Source organism: candidate division WOR-3 bacterium (assembly GCA_039802005.1).
Taxonomy (GTDB): domain Bacteria; phylum Hydrothermota; class Tepidihabitantia; order SM23-42; family JAOAFX01; genus JAOAFX01.
The window spans coordinates 21656-37869 of record JBDRVV010000007.1; the positions used below are offsets into that span (position 1 = coordinate 21656).

The 16214-nt window shown below is 36.4% G+C and carries 16 protein-coding genes; 6 read left to right on the plus strand and 10 right to left on the minus strand.

The genetic code is table 11. The features are described from left to right. Nucleotides 1-13: 13 nt before the first annotated feature. Complete coding sequence (gene larA / locus ABIL69_03705) at nucleotides 14-1264, minus strand: nickel-dependent lactate racemase (protein MEO0123089.1); 1251 nt, start codon at nucleotides 1262-1264, stop codon at nucleotides 14-16. A 102-nt stretch (nucleotides 1265-1366) separates the two neighbouring features. Next, nucleotides 1367-1798, minus strand: a complete 432-nt coding sequence (gene gcvH, locus ABIL69_03710) for a glycine cleavage system protein GcvH (protein MEO0123090.1) — start codon at nucleotides 1796-1798, stop codon at nucleotides 1367-1369. A 115-nt stretch (nucleotides 1799-1913) separates the two neighbouring features. On the opposite strand from gcvH, the gene amrS reads away from it, so the two are divergent. The 4 genes from amrS to ABIL69_03730 all read left to right on the plus strand — a co-directional run bounded on the left by amrS (nucleotide 1914) and on the right by ABIL69_03730 (nucleotide 5807). Further along, nucleotides 1914-3065, plus strand: a complete 1152-nt coding sequence (gene amrS / locus ABIL69_03715) for an AmmeMemoRadiSam system radical SAM enzyme (protein MEO0123091.1) — start codon at nucleotides 1914-1916, stop codon at nucleotides 3063-3065. 105 nt (nucleotides 3066-3170) lie between these two features. Then, nucleotides 3171-4046, plus strand: a complete 876-nt coding sequence (xerA, locus tag ABIL69_03720; GenBank protein ID MEO0123092.1) for a site-specific tyrosine recombinase/integron integrase — start codon at nucleotides 3171-3173, stop codon at nucleotides 4044-4046. Next, complete coding sequence (locus tag ABIL69_03725; GenBank protein ID MEO0123093.1) at nucleotides 4046-4498, plus strand: hypothetical protein; 453 nt, start codon at nucleotides 4046-4048, stop codon at nucleotides 4496-4498. Before xerA ends, ABIL69_03725 begins: the two co-directional genes overlap by 1 nt. Beyond that, the gene (locus ABIL69_03730) at nucleotides 4491-5807 is read left to right on the plus strand and encodes a tetratricopeptide repeat protein (GenBank protein ID MEO0123094.1); all 1317 of its coding nucleotides are present in this window, start codon (nucleotides 4491-4493) and stop codon (nucleotides 5805-5807) included. The genes ABIL69_03725 and ABIL69_03730 overlap by 8 nt, the downstream gene beginning before the upstream one ends. Nucleotides 5808-5825: 18 nt before the next feature. On the opposite strand, the gene phoU is transcribed toward ABIL69_03730, so the two are convergent. From phoU to ABIL69_03770, 8 genes are all read right to left on the minus strand, one after another. Then, a complete protein-coding gene (gene phoU / locus ABIL69_03735; protein ID MEO0123095.1) occupies nucleotides 5826-6497 on the minus strand; it encodes a phosphate signaling complex protein PhoU in 672 nt (223 codons plus the stop codon). A 14-nt stretch (nucleotides 6498-6511) separates the two neighbouring features. After that, entirely contained in the window at nucleotides 6512-7261 is a 750-nt protein-coding gene (gene pstB / locus ABIL69_03740) for a phosphate ABC transporter ATP-binding protein PstB (GenBank protein MEO0123096.1), read from the minus strand. Beyond that, a complete protein-coding gene (locus ABIL69_03745; protein MEO0123097.1) occupies nucleotides 7258-8007 on the minus strand; it encodes a phosphate ABC transporter ATP-binding protein in 750 nt (249 codons plus the stop codon). The genes pstB and ABIL69_03745 overlap by 4 nt, the downstream gene beginning before the upstream one ends. Before the next feature lie 2 nt (nucleotides 8008-8009). Continuing rightward, on the minus strand, nucleotides 8010-8852 hold the full coding sequence (pstA, locus tag ABIL69_03750; protein ID MEO0123098.1) for a phosphate ABC transporter permease PstA: 843 nt from the start codon (nucleotides 8850-8852) through the stop codon (nucleotides 8010-8012). Then, complete coding sequence (pstC, locus tag ABIL69_03755) at nucleotides 8849-9682, minus strand: phosphate ABC transporter permease subunit PstC (GenBank protein ID MEO0123099.1); 834 nt, start codon at nucleotides 9680-9682, stop codon at nucleotides 8849-8851. Before pstC ends, pstA begins: the two co-directional genes overlap by 4 nt. Further along, nucleotides 9679-10470 (minus strand): phosphate ABC transporter substrate-binding protein, encoded by a 792-nt coding sequence (locus ABIL69_03760; GenBank protein MEO0123100.1) that lies wholly within the window; start codon nucleotides 10468-10470, stop codon nucleotides 9679-9681. The genes pstC and ABIL69_03760 overlap by 4 nt, the downstream gene beginning before the upstream one ends. 77 nt (nucleotides 10471-10547) lie before the next feature. Next, nucleotides 10548-11843, minus strand: a complete 1296-nt coding sequence (locus ABIL69_03765) for a radical SAM protein (protein MEO0123101.1) — start codon at nucleotides 11841-11843, stop codon at nucleotides 10548-10550. 10 nt (nucleotides 11844-11853) lie between these two features. Then, complete coding sequence (locus ABIL69_03770) at nucleotides 11854-13335, minus strand: DUF4832 domain-containing protein (GenBank protein MEO0123102.1); 1482 nt, start codon at nucleotides 13333-13335, stop codon at nucleotides 11854-11856. A 244-nt stretch (nucleotides 13336-13579) separates the two neighbouring features. Between ABIL69_03770 and ABIL69_03775 the strand changes: the two genes are divergently transcribed. Continuing rightward, on the plus strand, nucleotides 13580-15130 hold the full coding sequence (locus ABIL69_03775; GenBank protein MEO0123103.1) for a tetratricopeptide repeat protein: 1551 nt from the start codon (nucleotides 13580-13582) through the stop codon (nucleotides 15128-15130). A gap of 1 nt (nucleotide 15131) precedes the next feature. Beyond that, on the plus strand, nucleotides 15132-16169 hold the full coding sequence (locus tag ABIL69_03780; protein ID MEO0123104.1) for a tetratricopeptide repeat protein: 1038 nt from the start codon (nucleotides 15132-15134) through the stop codon (nucleotides 16167-16169). Nucleotides 16170-16214 lie beyond the last annotated feature (45 nt).

A 16214-nucleotide genomic window follows, 5' to 3' on the forward strand; every position in this document is an offset into this window, starting at 1 on the left:
TCAAATTTTAAATTTAAGCACTCACCATCGGGACTGTGATACTGCCGTCCATTAAAAATATTATCTTGGCATCCTTCCCTTTTTTCTCTATTGCCTTATCAATTGCCTCCTGGAGATTATGGAATGGTTTTATAAATACCGCCTCCATATCTTTATCTTCTAAATCTGTTACTCCCCACATCTCAGCCCATGTTCCAATCTCAGCCATCTTTGAAGCCTTGTGATAGCCGAGTTTGTAACCTTTGGCAATTGTATCAAGGGCATCCTGTGGAGATTTACAGGATGATAGCAATTCAAAGAATGCAGGTTCGCCAATACCGGTTCGGCACTTTGAAACCATTATCAGAATGCCGCCTTCCTTCAATGCAAGTTTGCCATTATCAAGTGCCTTCTGGGACTGATAGAGGTCAATGTCCATAGGGTATGGAGCAATGCTTACTACAATATCTGCCTTTTCAGGAATCTTTACACAGAAGACCTCTTTTGCCTTATCAATCGCCGCATAAAAAGAATCATGGATATGCCCACTGGTGACTGCATAGAGATTCCTTTCACCATCAAGCACGGTCTGGATAGAAAATATCTCTTTGTCCGCAATCGTTTTTAATGCATCAATCATATCTTCATGTACTGGATTCCCATCAAGGACCAATGCCTGGGCTGATAGTTTTAAGGCATGCTTGTGATTCTGTTCTATGGTTTTTCTCGATGCAATCCCTGGTAAGAATGATTTTCTGCCGCCAGTATATCCACCAAAGTAGTGCGGTTCTACTGAGCCGATGATGACAATCTTGTGCGCCTCCATGCCAAGACGATTTACATACATCTCGGTGCCATTTTTTGATGTGCCGATAAAGACCATATCTTCATCTTTTTTGCAGTCGTGGACATAGATCCGTTCTTTGAAGATATTATAATACTTTCCAAAGATAAAATCAAATTCTTCCTGGGTTGGTGCGCGGTGGACACCGGTTGCAATAATAAATTTTATATTTTTATCTTTGATCTGGTCATAGATAATATCAAGAACCTTTGCAGTAGGGGTTGGTCTTGTGCCGTCATTTACAATAAATAATACATCTTTCGCATCAGATAAAAATTCCTTAAATTTTTTCGAATTTATTGGATTCTCAACAGCCTTTAGCAGGATTTCCGATTCATTTTGCTTTTGTACTTCATTGGGATAGACCACCTTGAGTACATTCTTGTCCGCAATACGGACATTTAGTTTTTCATCTTTTCCATAAGGGACCTGGAGTTCCATAAAACCCCCCATTTATAAAAATTCCTGAACGCCTGAATTCCTAAATACCTAAAAATCAAATTTAGGTAGTTTTGGTATGTTGGATATTTAGGCATTTGCTACTTATCCTCCCTTTTGTGCCTTTGCCAGGTGGTCGTCAATGAATTTCTGGATTGCCTCAGGACCATGGGCGAGATTTTTTAATTCTGCTTCCAGATTTGAAGGTTTAACTTTAATTATCCATCCCGCACCATAGGGGTCTTTGTTTATCAATCGGCAGTCGTTTTCAAGTTCACTATTGACGGCAATTATTTCTCCCGAGATTGGTGCGACGAACTTACCTACCCATTTTGAAGACTGGATTTTTCCGCAGGTTTCACCCTGGGTTATGGTGTCCCCTTCAAATGGCAAATCCACATAGGTGGTATCTCCTGCCTGTTTTTGATAGAAGTCATCCATACCTATTGTTACTGTTCCGTCGCTTTCAACCCTAACCCAGGCATCTTCTTCGTGATAATATAAATCTTCAGGCATGTTATAGCCTTTAATCTCCATTATATACCTCCTTTTTATTTATTAAGGAATTAATTATAATTGATTTTTTCAAAAAATCAAGTAAAAAATACGGCGTTTATTGTTGACTTTTCTTTTTTGGTTATTATAATCTTATATGCTTTTTTTTGAGGAAGTTATTACACGAAGGAACTTCTTAAAAATTCTTGGAACTATTACATTCACCGGGTCCTTTTTCAAGGATGTAATAAAAAACCTTACTGCCAAAGAATTCGATAGAAAAATTGGTTTGATTATATCTAAACCCGCATTGTATTACGAAAAATTGCCAAATAGAGTGGTTAAATGCCTTTTATGTCCGAGGATGTGTGTTGTTCCCAATGGTAAAAAAGGATTCTGTCGGGCAAGGAAGAATATAAATGGTGAATATTACACACTCGTCCATTCCAATCCCTGCGCAGTCAATAATATAGATCCCATTGAAAAAAAACCATTGTTCCATTTTTTACCCGGGACGACGGTACTTTCTTTAGCAACTGCTGGCTGCAATTTTAACTGTAAAAATTGCCAGAACTGGGATATTTCGCAGGCGAGCCCTGAAGATACAGATAACATAGAGGTTTCGCCCGAGCAGATGGTGAAACTTGCACTGGAGTACAAAAAACCCGCAATAGCATATACCTATACCGAGCCCTCTATCTTTTACGAATATATGCTTGATATTGCAAAAATCGCACATAAGAATGGAGTGCTTAATATATACCATTCTAATGGATATTTAAATCAAGAACCGCTTAAAGAATTGGTAAAATATCTTGATGGTGCAAATGTTGATTTGAAGGGTTTTAGTGAGGATTTCTATGAAGATATAACAGGTGGCACACTCCAACCAGTGCTTGATACATTAAAAACACTCAAAAAGAATGGAGTTTGGCTCGAGATTACCAATTTGATCATTCCCACCAAGAATGATGATGAAAAGATGATAAAGCGAATGTGCGAATGGATAAGGGATGAACTGGGAATGGAAGTTCCAATCCATTTCTCAAGATTTTATCCACATTATAAATTACAAAATCTCCCCCCTACACCGATTGAAACCTTACAGAAGGCGGCAAAGATTGCAAAAAAAACAGGATTGTTATTCGTTTATATTGGTAATGTCCCTGGTATAAAAGAAGAGAGTTCATTCTGCCCGAAGTGTAAGAAGGTTATTATAGAAAGGAAGGGTTATAGCATCCTCCAGATGAATATAAAAAATGGCAAATGTAAGTTCTGTAAGACCGAAATCCCGGGTAGATGGTCGTGAATGGATACAAATAGTATTTTAAGCTTAATCTAAAGTGTATTCTTAAATTATAAGGCCGAGATTATTCTTGACTTTCGGAGAAAATAAGTTAAAATAATTTGTATTATGGAAATAGAATATCTTTCAAACAAAATTTTAAATTTTATAGATTACCTCAAAAAAGAAAAGAATTATTCGGTACACACATTGAGGAATTATCAGAAGGACCTGGAGCAGTTTTTCGGTTATCTCCAGGAACAGGGGATTGAAAGATTTGACAAGAATGCAGCTTCCCAGTATGTTGCTTTTTTATTAAAATATGGTTTTGATTCACGGACCGCAGCAAGGAGATTATCAGCGATAAAAACTTATTTTAAGACATTGAAAAAATTGGGATTGATTGAGAGCAATCCGGTTGTCGGAATAAAGACGCCGAAGATAAAAAGGCATTTACCTGGACTTCTTACCTATGAACAAATAAAAAAGGGATTTGAGATTGATAACCGACGAGACAAGGCAATTATGGAGTTATTGTATTCCTGTGGCCTGCGGGCGAGTGAACTTGTCGGATTGAATCTTGAAGATATAGATTTTAACAGAGAAGAAGTGAGGGTAAGGGGAAAAGGTAAAAAGGAGAGGATAGTCCCGCTCGGCAGGGTCGCAAAGACAGCGATCTTGAAATATCTCGGGGAACGTAGTGAAATCAAAAAACCATCAAGCCCACCTGCACTCTTTTTAAATTACCGGGGCGGACGCCTGACCACCCGTTCTTTGCAGAGGATAGTTAACAGATATCTAAAAAGAATTGCGGATGCCTCAGGGACAAATCCACATATCCTGCGTCATACATTCGCCACACATTTATTGGAAAATGGCGCGGATTTGAGGGCAGTTCAGGAACTGCTCGGACATTCTTCTTTATCTACGGTTCAGATCTATACACATCTCACTACTGAACATCTTAAAAAAGTTTATAAACTAAAACATCCGAGGGCAGAGTGATGTTAAATTACAAATGTCAAATTTCAAAGATCAAAATTTATTTTGTGCTTTTATTTTGTTTGCTTGTGCTTTTATGCCATCATTCAGATATCTGGCATAAAATAAGGCAGGGGAATTTTGAGTGGGTTGAAAAGGGGGATTACAGGGGAACGCTCATTTATATGCCCCACCCTGGTAAATATGAGAAATTGGTCGAGAGATATCGTGGTGAAATAGAAAAAAATATTGAACTACTGCCCTGGATAACAAAGCAATTCTTTGAACTTAAAGAAGACCTTATTTATCAATACAAATTTACCTGGCTTGATGACGCAAATAAATTTCTGGTACTCCGTTATTTCGCCCATATTTATAAAGACCCTATTTATGCAGGGTATCAGATTTTATTTGTATATGATACAAAATGTCATAGACTTATAAAGATTCTTGTTTCTGATGTTCCACTTGAATAGTTTTGTTTTTTCTTATTTTCTCTGTCAGCAACTATTAATCGTTGATGATTCTTTGCTATTTTATGAAGCCTACACTGCCTATACGAATTATGATTTTGAAGAGGCAGAATCATTATTAATTCAACATAATAAATTATTTCCATCGTCAATCCATAATCATAATGCGCTATATTTGCTTGGTGAAATTAACTTCAAAAAACAGAATTATGAAAAAGCGATTGACTTCTGGCAACAATTAAATACAATCCATCCGAATTCTGAGTTTAAAGTGTCTGCTCTGAAGGGAATTGCAGAGGCATACCTTGCACAGCAAAAATATAATTCGGCACTTAAGGTTTATCAAAAGATTGAGAATTTGGAACTACCGTTGGAATTAATGTTAGAAATCAAATTAAGGGTCAATGAGATTAACTACCATCTTGGCAAGTATCCTAAACTTATCGATGCATTGCAGAATTTTGTTGATACATATGCTGATTCTATCAAATCTGATCGTATAGTTGCTCAGACAATGTTAAGAATAGCACAATTGCATACTGAGAACAAAGAGTATTATGCAGCACTTACTATGCTTTACAGGTTGGAAATTACCTATCCTGAGTCACCGCTTCTAAGTGATGTATTATTCCAAGAGATAAAGATTTATAAAATCATTGGTGATGTGCAAAATTATAAGAAAAAATTATACTCAATAGTTTTAAATAAGAACCTGCAAAATTTGTATCCTTACGCACTTATGGAACTCGGGAATCAGTACAGGGATGAAGAAAGGTATGATTCTTCCCTTTATTTCTGGACAAGATTAAATGACTGTGATGCATATAAAGATTTGGCTTTAAAAGAAATTGCTGGTATATATTACAAAATTGGGTTTATTGACGAGGCACTCGTCGTATTACAAACTCTTATAAAGGATTTTCCTGATTCAAAATTTGTTAAAGATGCTTATCTGCTCTGGATAGAGATACTAAAGAAACAGGGTGATTTACAAAAGGCAAAAGATATATTGGGTGGATTAATTAAAAAACAACCTCATCAACCCGAGATTCTTGTTGAGCTCGGAAACATTTCTTTTGGTTTGAAAGAATATTCTCGGGCATTGAAATGCTATCTTCAGGCGAGTGAAGAATTTGGAGACCGCCGGGATGAATCAGCAAAGGCATTGATTTTGGCTGGTGATGTTGCACTTGTGATGGGTGATACCTTAAGCGCACGACGATATTATCAAAATGCAGGATTTATTGCAAACTCAGAAGAGGTTAAAAATTCATCAAAAATTAAGTTGTTACAAATTCGTCCTTCAAAATAGAAAAACAAATTACCACTATCATTTTTTTTGTTCTTCTTCAATATGGTGTTTGATTATTCTCGCCTGGCTTATGTAAATCGTATCCTCACAGATATTTGTTGAAAGGTCAGCAATCCTTTCCAGATTCTTCGCAACGAGAAAATATTGAATCGCCGAACCAATCTTTTCCGGCTCTTCAAGCATATATGTCAACATTATTCTGATAATTTCATTCCGCATTTCATCAACCGTGCTATCCCTTTCACAAACTTTTTGTGCTCTAACCGCATCATTTGTGACAAAACTCTCAACGCTCTCCTTGAGCATATCATTAACAATCCTTGCCATTGTCCAGATATTGGATACGGGTTTTATCCTTGGTTGGTCAACGAGAAAAACAACACAATCAGCAATATTCACAGCGTGATCTCCCATCCTTTCAAGGTCATTATTCATTTTTATAACTCCTATGAGAAACCTTAGATCAGAACCCACTGGTTGGTGTCGGGCAATAAGTTCTATACACTTCTCTTCAATTGTTATTTCCATTTTATCAATCTTTTTATCAATATCCCTTATTTCACGGGCGAGTTTTATGTCCCTTTTTTTGAGTGCCTCCAGGGATTTAGTGATTGATTCTTCAACGAGTGTTGCCATTGTAAGGACTTCATTCTTCAAATTTTTCAATTCTTCATCAAAATAACCTGGCATTGTGCCTCCTGTTTTTAACCAAATCTTCCGCTGATGTAGTTAAAAGTTCTCTCATCAGACGGATTTGTAAAAATCTTTTTTGCCTTATCAAATTCAATCAATTCACCAAGTAGCATAAATCCAACATCATCCGCAATCCTTGCAGCTTGCTGCATATTGTGGGTAACGATAACGATTGTATAATTTTTCTTCAATTCTATTAATAATTCCTCAATCCGAGCCGTAGCAATCGGGTCAAGGGCAGAACAGGGTTCATCCATTAATAAAATTTCTGGTTCCACTGCGAGTAAACGGGCAATACAGAGTCTCTGCTGGCGTTCTGGAGAAAGTGTGAGTGCTGATTTTTTCAGAATATCCTTTACTTCATCAAACATACCTACTGCTTTCAAAGAACGTTCTACGATTTCTTCAAGAACTTTTTTATTTGTAATATTCCAGACCCTTGGACCGTATGCTACATTATCAAAAATAGAAAGGGGAAAGGCATTGGGGCGTTGAAATACCATTCCAACCTTTTTCCTTAAAAATATCAAATCACACAATGGAGAATAGATATCCTCATTATCAATTATGACACTCCCAGTTATTTTAACATTAGGAATTAAGTCATTCATTCTATTGAATACCCGCAAGAGTGTTGATTTACCACAGCCAGATGGACCAATCAATGCAGTAATGAGATTTTCTTTTATTTCAAGATTGATATTCTTAAGCGCCTGAAACTTATTATAAAAAAGGTTGAGATTCGTGGTTTTGATAATCATCCAAACCGTCCTATAATATAGTCATTTGTCCGTTTATCCTTTGGTACAGTAAATATCTGCTCGGTTGGTCCTATCTCAATGAGTTCACCATTTAAAAAGAATGCGGTCCTTGTGCTTACCCTTGCTGCCTGTTTTGTATTATTGGTAACAAGAATAAATGTAAATTTTTCTTTTAATGCAAGCATTGTTTTTTCAATCTTAGTAGTGGAGATCGGGTCAAGTCCTGAGCAGGGCTCATCCATCATTATCACTTCGGGTTTGAGTGCGATTGTTCGTGCAATACAGAGCCTCTGCTGCTGACCACCAGAAAGACAGGATGCCGAGTCCCATAATCTGTCTTTGACTTCGTCCCAGAGCCCAGCCGAGGACAAAGAAAAATAAACGAGTTCATCAAGTTCTTTCTTTGTATATCTGTTGTGCATCTTAGGTCCATAGACAATATTTTTGTAGATAGTGCCTGGCAATACCACAGGTGTGGCAAAGATCATCCCCACCTTTCTTCTCAATTCATTGATCGGTATCTCAGTTATATTAACTCCATCAAGTTTTATTTCCCCATCAGTTTTAGCACCATCCAATTCCGCGAGGCGGTTGAGTGTGCGGAGAAAAGAACTCTTCCCGGAATTTGCTGGTCCTATAATTGCTAATATCTCATTTGGATATATATCCAGGTTTATATTTTTCAAAGCATGAATGTCATCATAAAAAAGATTTAATCCCTTTATTGATATTTTAGGTGTAGCCATATTTAATAATAACGGGCAATAAACCTGTGCATCAATCTATAGGCAACGAAATTGATGATTAAGATGCTGATGATCAGGACGGTTGCAGTACCATATGCCTTGGACATTGATATTCCTTCGCGGGCAAGTATATAAAAATGAACCGCAAGGGTGCGGGTTGATGAGAAAAGGTCAGTGGGCATATTCAAAGACGAACCTGCAGTAAATATAACAGCGGCAGTTTCGCTAACAGCCCTACCAATGCCAAGGATTATGCCGGTAGCGATTCCCGGAAATGCCGTGGGTAAGACAATCTTGAGTATTGTATCAATCTTGCCAACACCTAAAGAATAACTTATCTCACGATATGCACTAGGTACTGCCTTTATCGCCTCCTCTGATGTTCTAATGATTGTGGGCAGAATCATTACTGCAAGCGTAAAGCCACCGGAAAGTATGCTCCAGCCTAATTTTAATGTAATCACAAAAAAGATAAATCCGAACAGTCCGAATATGATAGAAGGGACACCAGCAAGACAATCTGCACCAAAACTGATGATCCTTCTTACCCACCCACCTTTTGTATATTCGGTTAAATAAAGGGCTGTGCCGATACCCAAGGGAGTGGCAATTATGATTGCAACCAATGTTACCAGTAATGTTCCAATTATTGAAGGGAATATACCTCCTTCTCTACCCATTGCCTTTGTGGGCTGGGTGAGGAATTCCCAGGTTATTGAAGAAAAACCGTTTTTAAAAACAAAAATGATGACAAAGAAAAGGATAGATATTACAAAGATTGTGCATATCAATAAGCCAATATAGGCAATTATTTGACTTGTTCTTGGTCCGATTCTAAATGTCATTCTCTCCGTGCAATCCTTATTGCAAGAATATTTAAAATAATGATGATAATAAAGAGTATTGAACCACAGGCGAAGAGTGCAAGGCGGTGATCACCAGTTGAATAACCAAGTTCTAATGCAATCGTTGAGGTGATTGTTCTTACCGAATCAAGGATTGAATGGGGAATTTTTAACGCATTTCCAGCAATCATGATTACTGCCATTGTCTCACCTATCGCCCTGCCCATTCCCAGTATTATTGAAGCGATTATGCCGGAACGGGCGGCAGGGAATAAAACCATTAAGACAGTTTGCCATTTTGTTGCGCCAAGTGCAAAAGAACCTTCACGATATGTTTGGGGAACTGCAACGAGGGAATCATATGAAATGCTCACGATTGTTGGTAAAATCATAATACCAAGGACAAGGCTTGAGGTAAGGATTGAGAAGCCAGAACCACCGAATGTTTCCCTTACCAGTGGAACAAGAATGACAATACCAATGAATCCATAGACAACCGAAGGAATGCCGGCAAGTAATTCAATTATCGGTTTTAGTGTTTTCTGGACTGGGGGTGGAGAGAATTCTGCAAGGAATATTGCACATGCTAACCCAAGGGGGACGCCAACAATGAGTGCTCCAAATGTAACGAATAAAGAGCCGATTATCATTGAGGTGATGCCGAAATGTCCTTTTGTTGGTGCCCAGTGTGTTGAGAAGAAATTTTTGAATCCTGCCTTAAAAATAAGGGGTAGCCCCTGGGCAAAGATGAAGATTGTAATCAATAATAGCGATACTATCGCAGAGAAAGAGATTATTAATAAAAGATTTTCCGACACTTTTTCTTTCATTTTTGAAATATGTTTGCCGGTATCAAACCTTCATGCATTAAAATTTCCTGGGCTTCGTCTGACAGAACATAGTCAATAAATGATTTTATTGTGCCTTTTGGTTCTTCAAGGGTCAAAAGTAAAAATGGTCTTAAGAATTTATAACTGCTGTTTTTATAATTTTCGAGCGTCGGTGCAACACTATCTATTGATAATGCCTTTACCCTGTTATCAACGAGTCCTGCTGAGATATATCCTATCGCCTGTGGAGTATTTGCGACTATTTCCCGTATCGCACCATTAGAATCCTGGACCAGGCAAGCATCACTTATCGCAGTCCCGTGCATTATCAATTCTTCAAATGCCCCCCTTGTTCCGGAGCCTTCTTCTCTTGTAACCGCATATATTTTTTTATCCGGTCCACCAACTTCTTTCCAGTTGGTGATTTTACCAGCAAATATGTCTTTTAATTCATCATGGGTTAAATTTTTGATAGGATTTGATGGATGCACAACGATTGCGATACCATCAATAGCCATTATGAATGAATGTAACCCCTGTTCTTCTGTATGGAGATTCCTTGATGAAGTTCCAATTGCGCAGGTCTTATTAAATACTGCCTGGATGCCAGCAGTTGAACCACCACCCTGGACATTGATCTTGATATTTTTATTTTTTATCATATATTCTTCAGCAAGTTTTTCTATAAAAGGCTGGACCGAAGTAGAACCAGCGATAACTAAATCACCGGTTCTTTTAGAACAGAATGTGAAAAGTATTAATGTTAACAATAATAGGTATCGGTGCACGGGTTATTTTACATAAAGTAAGAAGATTGTCAATAAATTCAGTATTAGCTGGTGACCATTAAAATATTAAACTGCCGTTATAATGCCCGTTTATTTGATAAGAGTCTTTTAATTTTTGAGTATATCTCTGATTTTTTATTTTGATAATACCATGTATAAAAATGGTTATTGTGAAATAATGGATCTGTTTCAGGGGTCAGTTCTGATTTTGAGTATTCGTCAGTGAAAGGTATAGGTGAAAATTCGCAGAGATGTGGATTGACACCGAGACGATGGCAGAGTTTTATACCTTCAATAATTTCTTCATAATCCTGCCCGGGCATTCCGTATAAAAGATAAACATGGATCTGATTTGGCGTAAAACCTACCTGTCTTAGAATCTCAACTGCCTTAAGGAATTCAGCAGTGTTTACTTTATTTCCGGTTTTCTTTTGGACCTCAGGATTTGTTGTTTCAAGACTTAAATACATTGTCTTGAAATTTGCTTTATACATAAGTTGCGCAATTTTTTTATCAATGAATCTGCAATGGAGACCGTTTGAACTATGGAGATTCAATCTCCAATTTTCTGCTATTATTTTTTCAAGAAGGTCGGGGAATTTTGGATTACATAAAAGGGCATCGTCAAAGAACGCAATGTTATCTGTTTTTTTAGATAAATTATGAATTTGTTGAAGTATCAGTTTATTATCATAATAATAGAAATCAGGTGATAATATCTTTGTCGCACAATAAGAACATCTAAATGGGCATCCCCTTGATGTGATTATAACACCATAATTCAATGAATTGTAAAGAGAAAAATCAGGAAATGTAGATTCTCTATCAAGCTTATTTTTTAGATAGCCTTTTTCGTTTAAAAATTTTATTAAGCAATCTTCAGCATTGCCGGGTATTATATAATCAGCACCTGAATACTTTTCTGCATGTTCTTTACACAGCGTTGCATACAATCCACCAAGTATTACCGGTATTTCTGAAAAATGATTTTTTATTATTCTTATTGCATTTAATACACCGAGATACCAGTAGGTCATTGAGGAGGTGATGAAAATGAGGTCGGGTTTTTTAATTTTTTTTAATGCAGAGATGAATACTTCTTCAGGGATGCCATATCGTTTGAACCTTCTTGGTATATTTTTAAATATTTGTGGTTTTTCAACAATTTCATAATGATATTTGCCTCGTCCGTAAATATCCGTCTTTGTTTCGGTTTTAAAATAAGGGCTCAATCTGTCCATACAATCAATAAAATCAATCTCCCATCCTGATTTTTTTAGAATGTCTGCAACTATGAGCAACCCCAGAGGTTTATTCCAGAAATCAAATGCCTTAAAATCGTATATCCAGGGATTTGCCAATAAAGCGCGCATTAAGTAATTATTATTTCACTTCTATTGTGCTTAATAAATACCAACCCTCTGAATCCGCGGTATTCTGGATTGCGAGTTTAATGTATTTTAAGTTGGGATGGGTATGTTCTGCAAATGGACTGAATAGCCCAAGGTACAATTCATATTCACCTACGGGTATTTCATCGGGTAGGGTTATTTCAACCTTTTCATTATGTATCCCTGGAAGCCAATATTTGATCGATAGTAAAGACGGTGAATCCCATTTTATAAAAACATTGTCTTTTTCTCTTTTTAATCTCAGATGCAAGTAATAATCAAAATAAGGTGGTGCTGAACCAGTATTTTCCCAGAGCATATTTATTTCAAAAGGCAAATTTTTATAGACATATTCGGGAACTTGAATCTCGCGAAGAACCAGCCGATAGCCAATTTTCTTCAAGGCATTTTTAACTTTTGGTATCCAGTCCGCGGGTATAACCCCGCTCTTATTCTGGATATATGTTGCATGGTGGTCAATCGCCCATTGTAAAATATAATCAATATCCCAGCCCTGCGATTGCCAGTACTCCATATTCCAGCCTGGTTCTAATGCCACCGGTCCATTTCTCCAGGCTTCGGTAGCACTGGTTTTTTGTAATTGTTGGTCATAGAAATAGGGCATATGCCAATTCATATCGCCCCAGGAATCAGCACGCCAGCCAGTTCTTAGATTGTTTGTAGCATAATACATACCAAGAGAATCACCGATTAGCATTACTTTGGGTAGAGATGGAAAGGATTGATTCCAGAGATCAATTATTTTTTTCCGGACAGTTTCCGAATACATCGGTATTCTACCTCCAATCGTTCCACCAGTTGGTGGGTTACCAATTATCTGTTTTATTTTTGTGGCATAAAAATGCCATTCACCCCACAGACCTACTGAACCAATATCAATTATGTCCATATAAGGATTTGCGTAATACCTTCGCGCAAATTCTTGAACAAGGCGGTTATGGTAATATTCAGCGAGGGAATCAGCCAAATCAGGTGTCCAGATATCTGGTTCATTAGGGTCTTGCTGATTATTGCCGTTTCCATCGTAGTAATAAATCCAGCCACTGACTCCTTCATCCATCAACCATAGGGGCGCATAGCCCAATAAGGGTGTTGAAGAGGAGAGGCTGACCGCCGCAATCATCAAACGCCAGGCTAATCTCTGTCCATTACTCTTTGCCCTGTTTAGCCAGTCTTCAAAGAGTGCAAAATTGAAATTTCCTGGGGTGGGTTCTAATTCATACCAGCTGAACCTGCGGTAAATTGTGGTGGTGGGCAGTCCAGCGAGGTTCGGGTCATTATTGGCGGCTCGGTAAAATGTCTGCCAGCCCATTCCGGGATTGGCAAATATTGAGTCGGTATTTTCCTCTAATTTTACTGTTTTGACTGGACCATGTTCATTTTTTTTACTGCAAAATGTCAAAATAACTATAACATAAAAAAGTAGTATAAAATTTATTCTCATAAACTTCATAATTAATTATACTTTAAAATTAAAATAAAGTCAATAATTTTTACTGCTGACCCATTTCCACATTTTTCAATATTAAGAGTCAGTTACTGAGTTTTTTAAATATCAGAAGTTTTGGTTTTCATTTAATAATCCCCCATTATCCCCATTTATAAAAGAGGGAAAGAGGGGATTGAAATTTTGCTCCTATAATAATTGAGAAACTTTATTGACTTTTTACCCATACTAAATATATTTATAACACCTTATGGAAAATGGGTATAAAAGAAAACAAATAAAATATTCTAATAAAATTTCATTATCACTTCTTATCAGGGCATTATTGGGAAGGGCATCGGTTTTGAACATAATCGGAAAGAACACAACTGGTATAAAAGATATTCTGTATGGCATTAAGGCTGCCGAAAAAATTAAAGACTATAAGTTACTTGCGGACTGTTTTTTACAATTGAGTTATATTTATCATTCATTAAATAGTTATGAAGATATGTTTAAAACATCAGCGCGGGCGATTCGTTTTTATAAGAAATGCAAAAATTATGAAGGGGTCGCAAATTGCTATAATATTATTGGACTTGTCTATTATGCGAAAGATAAATATTCGAAATCACTAACATATCATAATAAATCCCTTAAGATAAACGAGAAAATTCATTATAATGAAGGCATAGCAACAAATTTTGTTAATATCGCAATTGTATATGATGCGCTCGGAGATTATAAAAAGGCATTGAAATTTTATAAAATTGGTTTGCGATTATTTGGTAAGGATAATGTTCGTGTTGGGTTTGCTTATGTTCTTAATAATATGGGAACGATTTATCATTCTTTGGGAAAGAATGATAAAGCATTGGAATACTACAAAAAAGCTTTGAAAATCAGAGAAGAGATTTGTGATAATGAAGGCATCGCCGAAAGTTATAATAATGTTGGTGTTATTTATTATGCTTATGGATTATATGATAAAGCAGTAGAGTATTTTTATAGGTCATTGTTGATAAAGAAGAAAATAGGGGCACTAAAAGGTCAGGCTACGGCGTATAATAATATAGGAAGTGTGTATATTGCTATGGGGAATTACAAAAAGGCGATTAAAAGTTTTGAAAAGGCAATAATACTCTGGGAAAAAATTGGTAATTTAAGCGGACAGGGAACAATCTATAACAATCTGGGTTATATATATCTGGTATTAGGCGATTATAACAGGGCACTTTGCTACCTGAAAAAGTCACTTAAAATCAATAGCAAAATTCAGGACCTTAACAGTGTTGTTGTTTGTTTGATCCATTTGGCCAATGTTAACATAATGTTACAAAATTTTGGGCGCGTCTTTAAATTATTGCAAAGGGCTGAAAAAATAGCCAATGAAATCGAAAAAAAGGATAGTTTAATGCGAATATATATTGCCTACTGCGAATTAATGGTTATAAAAAAGAAATTTATATGTGCAATGGAATATTGCAAGAAAGTACATAGATTAGCCAGTGAGACAAGTTCAAAAAAGGGGATGGGCGAGGCGATTTTTTTAAAGGCGAGAATTTATTCGGCACAGAACGGAGAAGATAGAAAAAGAATGGCAGAAAAAAAATTCATAGAGGCGATTAAGATTTTTGAATCTTTAGGACAACAGTTTGAACTGGCAAAAACTTACTACTATTTTGGTGAAATGCTTAAGGATCAAGATAAATACGAAGCAAATGAATGTTTGAATAGGTCAGCAAATATCTTTAAAAAGATTGGTTCTGAAGTATGGTTAAGAAAAACGCAGTCTCTTCTTAGTGCAGAAGGTAATCAATAAAATGGATAAAGATAAGAGGAAGGAACTTTTGATTAATGCGGTTACAAATAGGGCAGAAATATATGGGTTAATTGGGAAGTATGAAAAGGCGATTGAAGAGTATGATAAAATTCTCAGAATTTTCAAAAAACTTGATCGATCAATCAGAGTAGATATTATCCTTCGCATTTCTGGATTGTTAATTACGGGGAGATTGGATTTGAAAAATGCCCGCAGGTTTATATATAAATTACAAAAATTTCCGGGAATAAAAAAATATCCTCATTTTGAAGCAAGAATTTTTAATCTACTGGGGGTAATCTGCCGGCGTGAACTCAATTATGCTCAAGCAGAAAAATATTTTCAAAAAGCATTGAATATATACAAAAAATTAAAAGATGATTATGGGATGAACGGGGTTTTGAGTAATATTGCCCTGCTTGCTTTTAACCGGGATGAGTATGATAACGCCCTGCACTACTATAATAAATGTCTTCTTTTGGATAAGAAGATTAATGATAAGTTGGGGATGGCAACGACATTTAATAATATTGGACTTGTTTATCAAGAAATAGGCGATTATAAAAAAGCAATACAATATTATAATAAAGCTTTAATCGCAGCGGAAAAAACCGGATATAGAATGGGTGTAGGTTCAGCATTGGGTAATTGTGGTGCAGTTTTTGAAAAACAGGGTGATTATCCAAAAGCGATAGAATATTACAAAAAGAACTTCCAAATCGCAAAAGAACTCGGATTTCGGAGACAGCTCGGTATTTCTTCGGGCCTGCTCGGCAAGGTTTTTATTATTAATGGTGAATATACCCAGGCACTCAAATTTTTGAAAATTGCATTTGCCATATTCCAGGAATTAAACGATATTAGTAGAATGACCCTGGCACAAATCCATCTGGGCATTACTTATACAAAATTACGACAATATGCTAAGGCAGGTGTTCATCTTTACAGGGCAGAGCAGAATGCAATGAAAATGAATGATAAAAAGTTGCTTTCTTTGGTCAAGTCTGCTATAGTTGATTTAGAAAAAAACAAAAAATAGGTTTTCTTGACTTTTGTAAATTTTTCGCTATAATTGGTTGAAGGA

What these genes read in the sequence shown, in the direction of transcription:
- phoU (MEO0123095.1), bottom strand. Translation starts at nt 6,497, where the DNA reads ATGCCAGGTTATTTTGATGAAGAATTGAAAAATTTGAAGAATGAAGTC.
- pstC (MEO0123099.1), bottom strand. Translation starts at nt 9,682, where the DNA reads ATGAAAGAAAAAGTGTCGGAAAATCTTTTATTAATAATCTCTTTCTCT.
- ABIL69_03765 (MEO0123101.1), bottom strand. Translation starts at nt 11,843, where the DNA reads ATGCGCGCTTTATTGGCAAATCCCTGGATATACGATTTTAAGGCATTT.
- ABIL69_03770 (MEO0123102.1), bottom strand. Translation starts at nt 13,335, where the DNA reads ATGAAGTTTATGAGAATAAATTTTATACTACTTTTTTATGTTATAGTT.
- ABIL69_03780 (MEO0123104.1), top strand. Translation starts at nt 15,132, where the DNA reads ATGGATAAAGATAAGAGGAAGGAACTTTTGATTAATGCGGTTACAAAT.
- ABIL69_03775 (MEO0123103.1), top strand. Translation starts at nt 13,580, where the DNA reads ATGGAAAATGGGTATAAAAGAAAACAAATAAAATATTCTAATAAAATT.
- pstA (MEO0123098.1), bottom strand. Translation starts at nt 8,852, where the DNA reads ATGACATTTAGAATCGGACCAAGAACAAGTCAAATAATTGCCTATATT.
- ABIL69_03745 (MEO0123097.1), bottom strand. Translation starts at nt 8,007, where the DNA reads ATGGCTACACCTAAAATATCAATAAAGGGATTAAATCTTTTTTATGAT.
- xerA (MEO0123092.1), top strand. Translation starts at nt 3,171, where the DNA reads ATGGAAATAGAATATCTTTCAAACAAAATTTTAAATTTTATAGATTAC.
- gcvH (MEO0123090.1), bottom strand. Translation starts at nt 1,798, where the DNA reads ATGGAGATTAAAGGCTATAACATGCCTGAAGATTTATATTATCACGAA.
- pstB (MEO0123096.1), bottom strand. Translation starts at nt 7,261, where the DNA reads ATGATTATCAAAACCACGAATCTCAACCTTTTTTATAATAAGTTTCAG.
- ABIL69_03725 (MEO0123093.1), top strand. Translation starts at nt 4,046, where the DNA reads ATGTTAAATTACAAATGTCAAATTTCAAAGATCAAAATTTATTTTGTG.
- amrS (MEO0123091.1), top strand. Translation starts at nt 1,914, where the DNA reads ATGCTTTTTTTTGAGGAAGTTATTACACGAAGGAACTTCTTAAAAATT.
- larA (MEO0123089.1), bottom strand. Translation starts at nt 1,264, where the DNA reads ATGGAACTCCAGGTCCCTTATGGAAAAGATGAAAAACTAAATGTCCGT.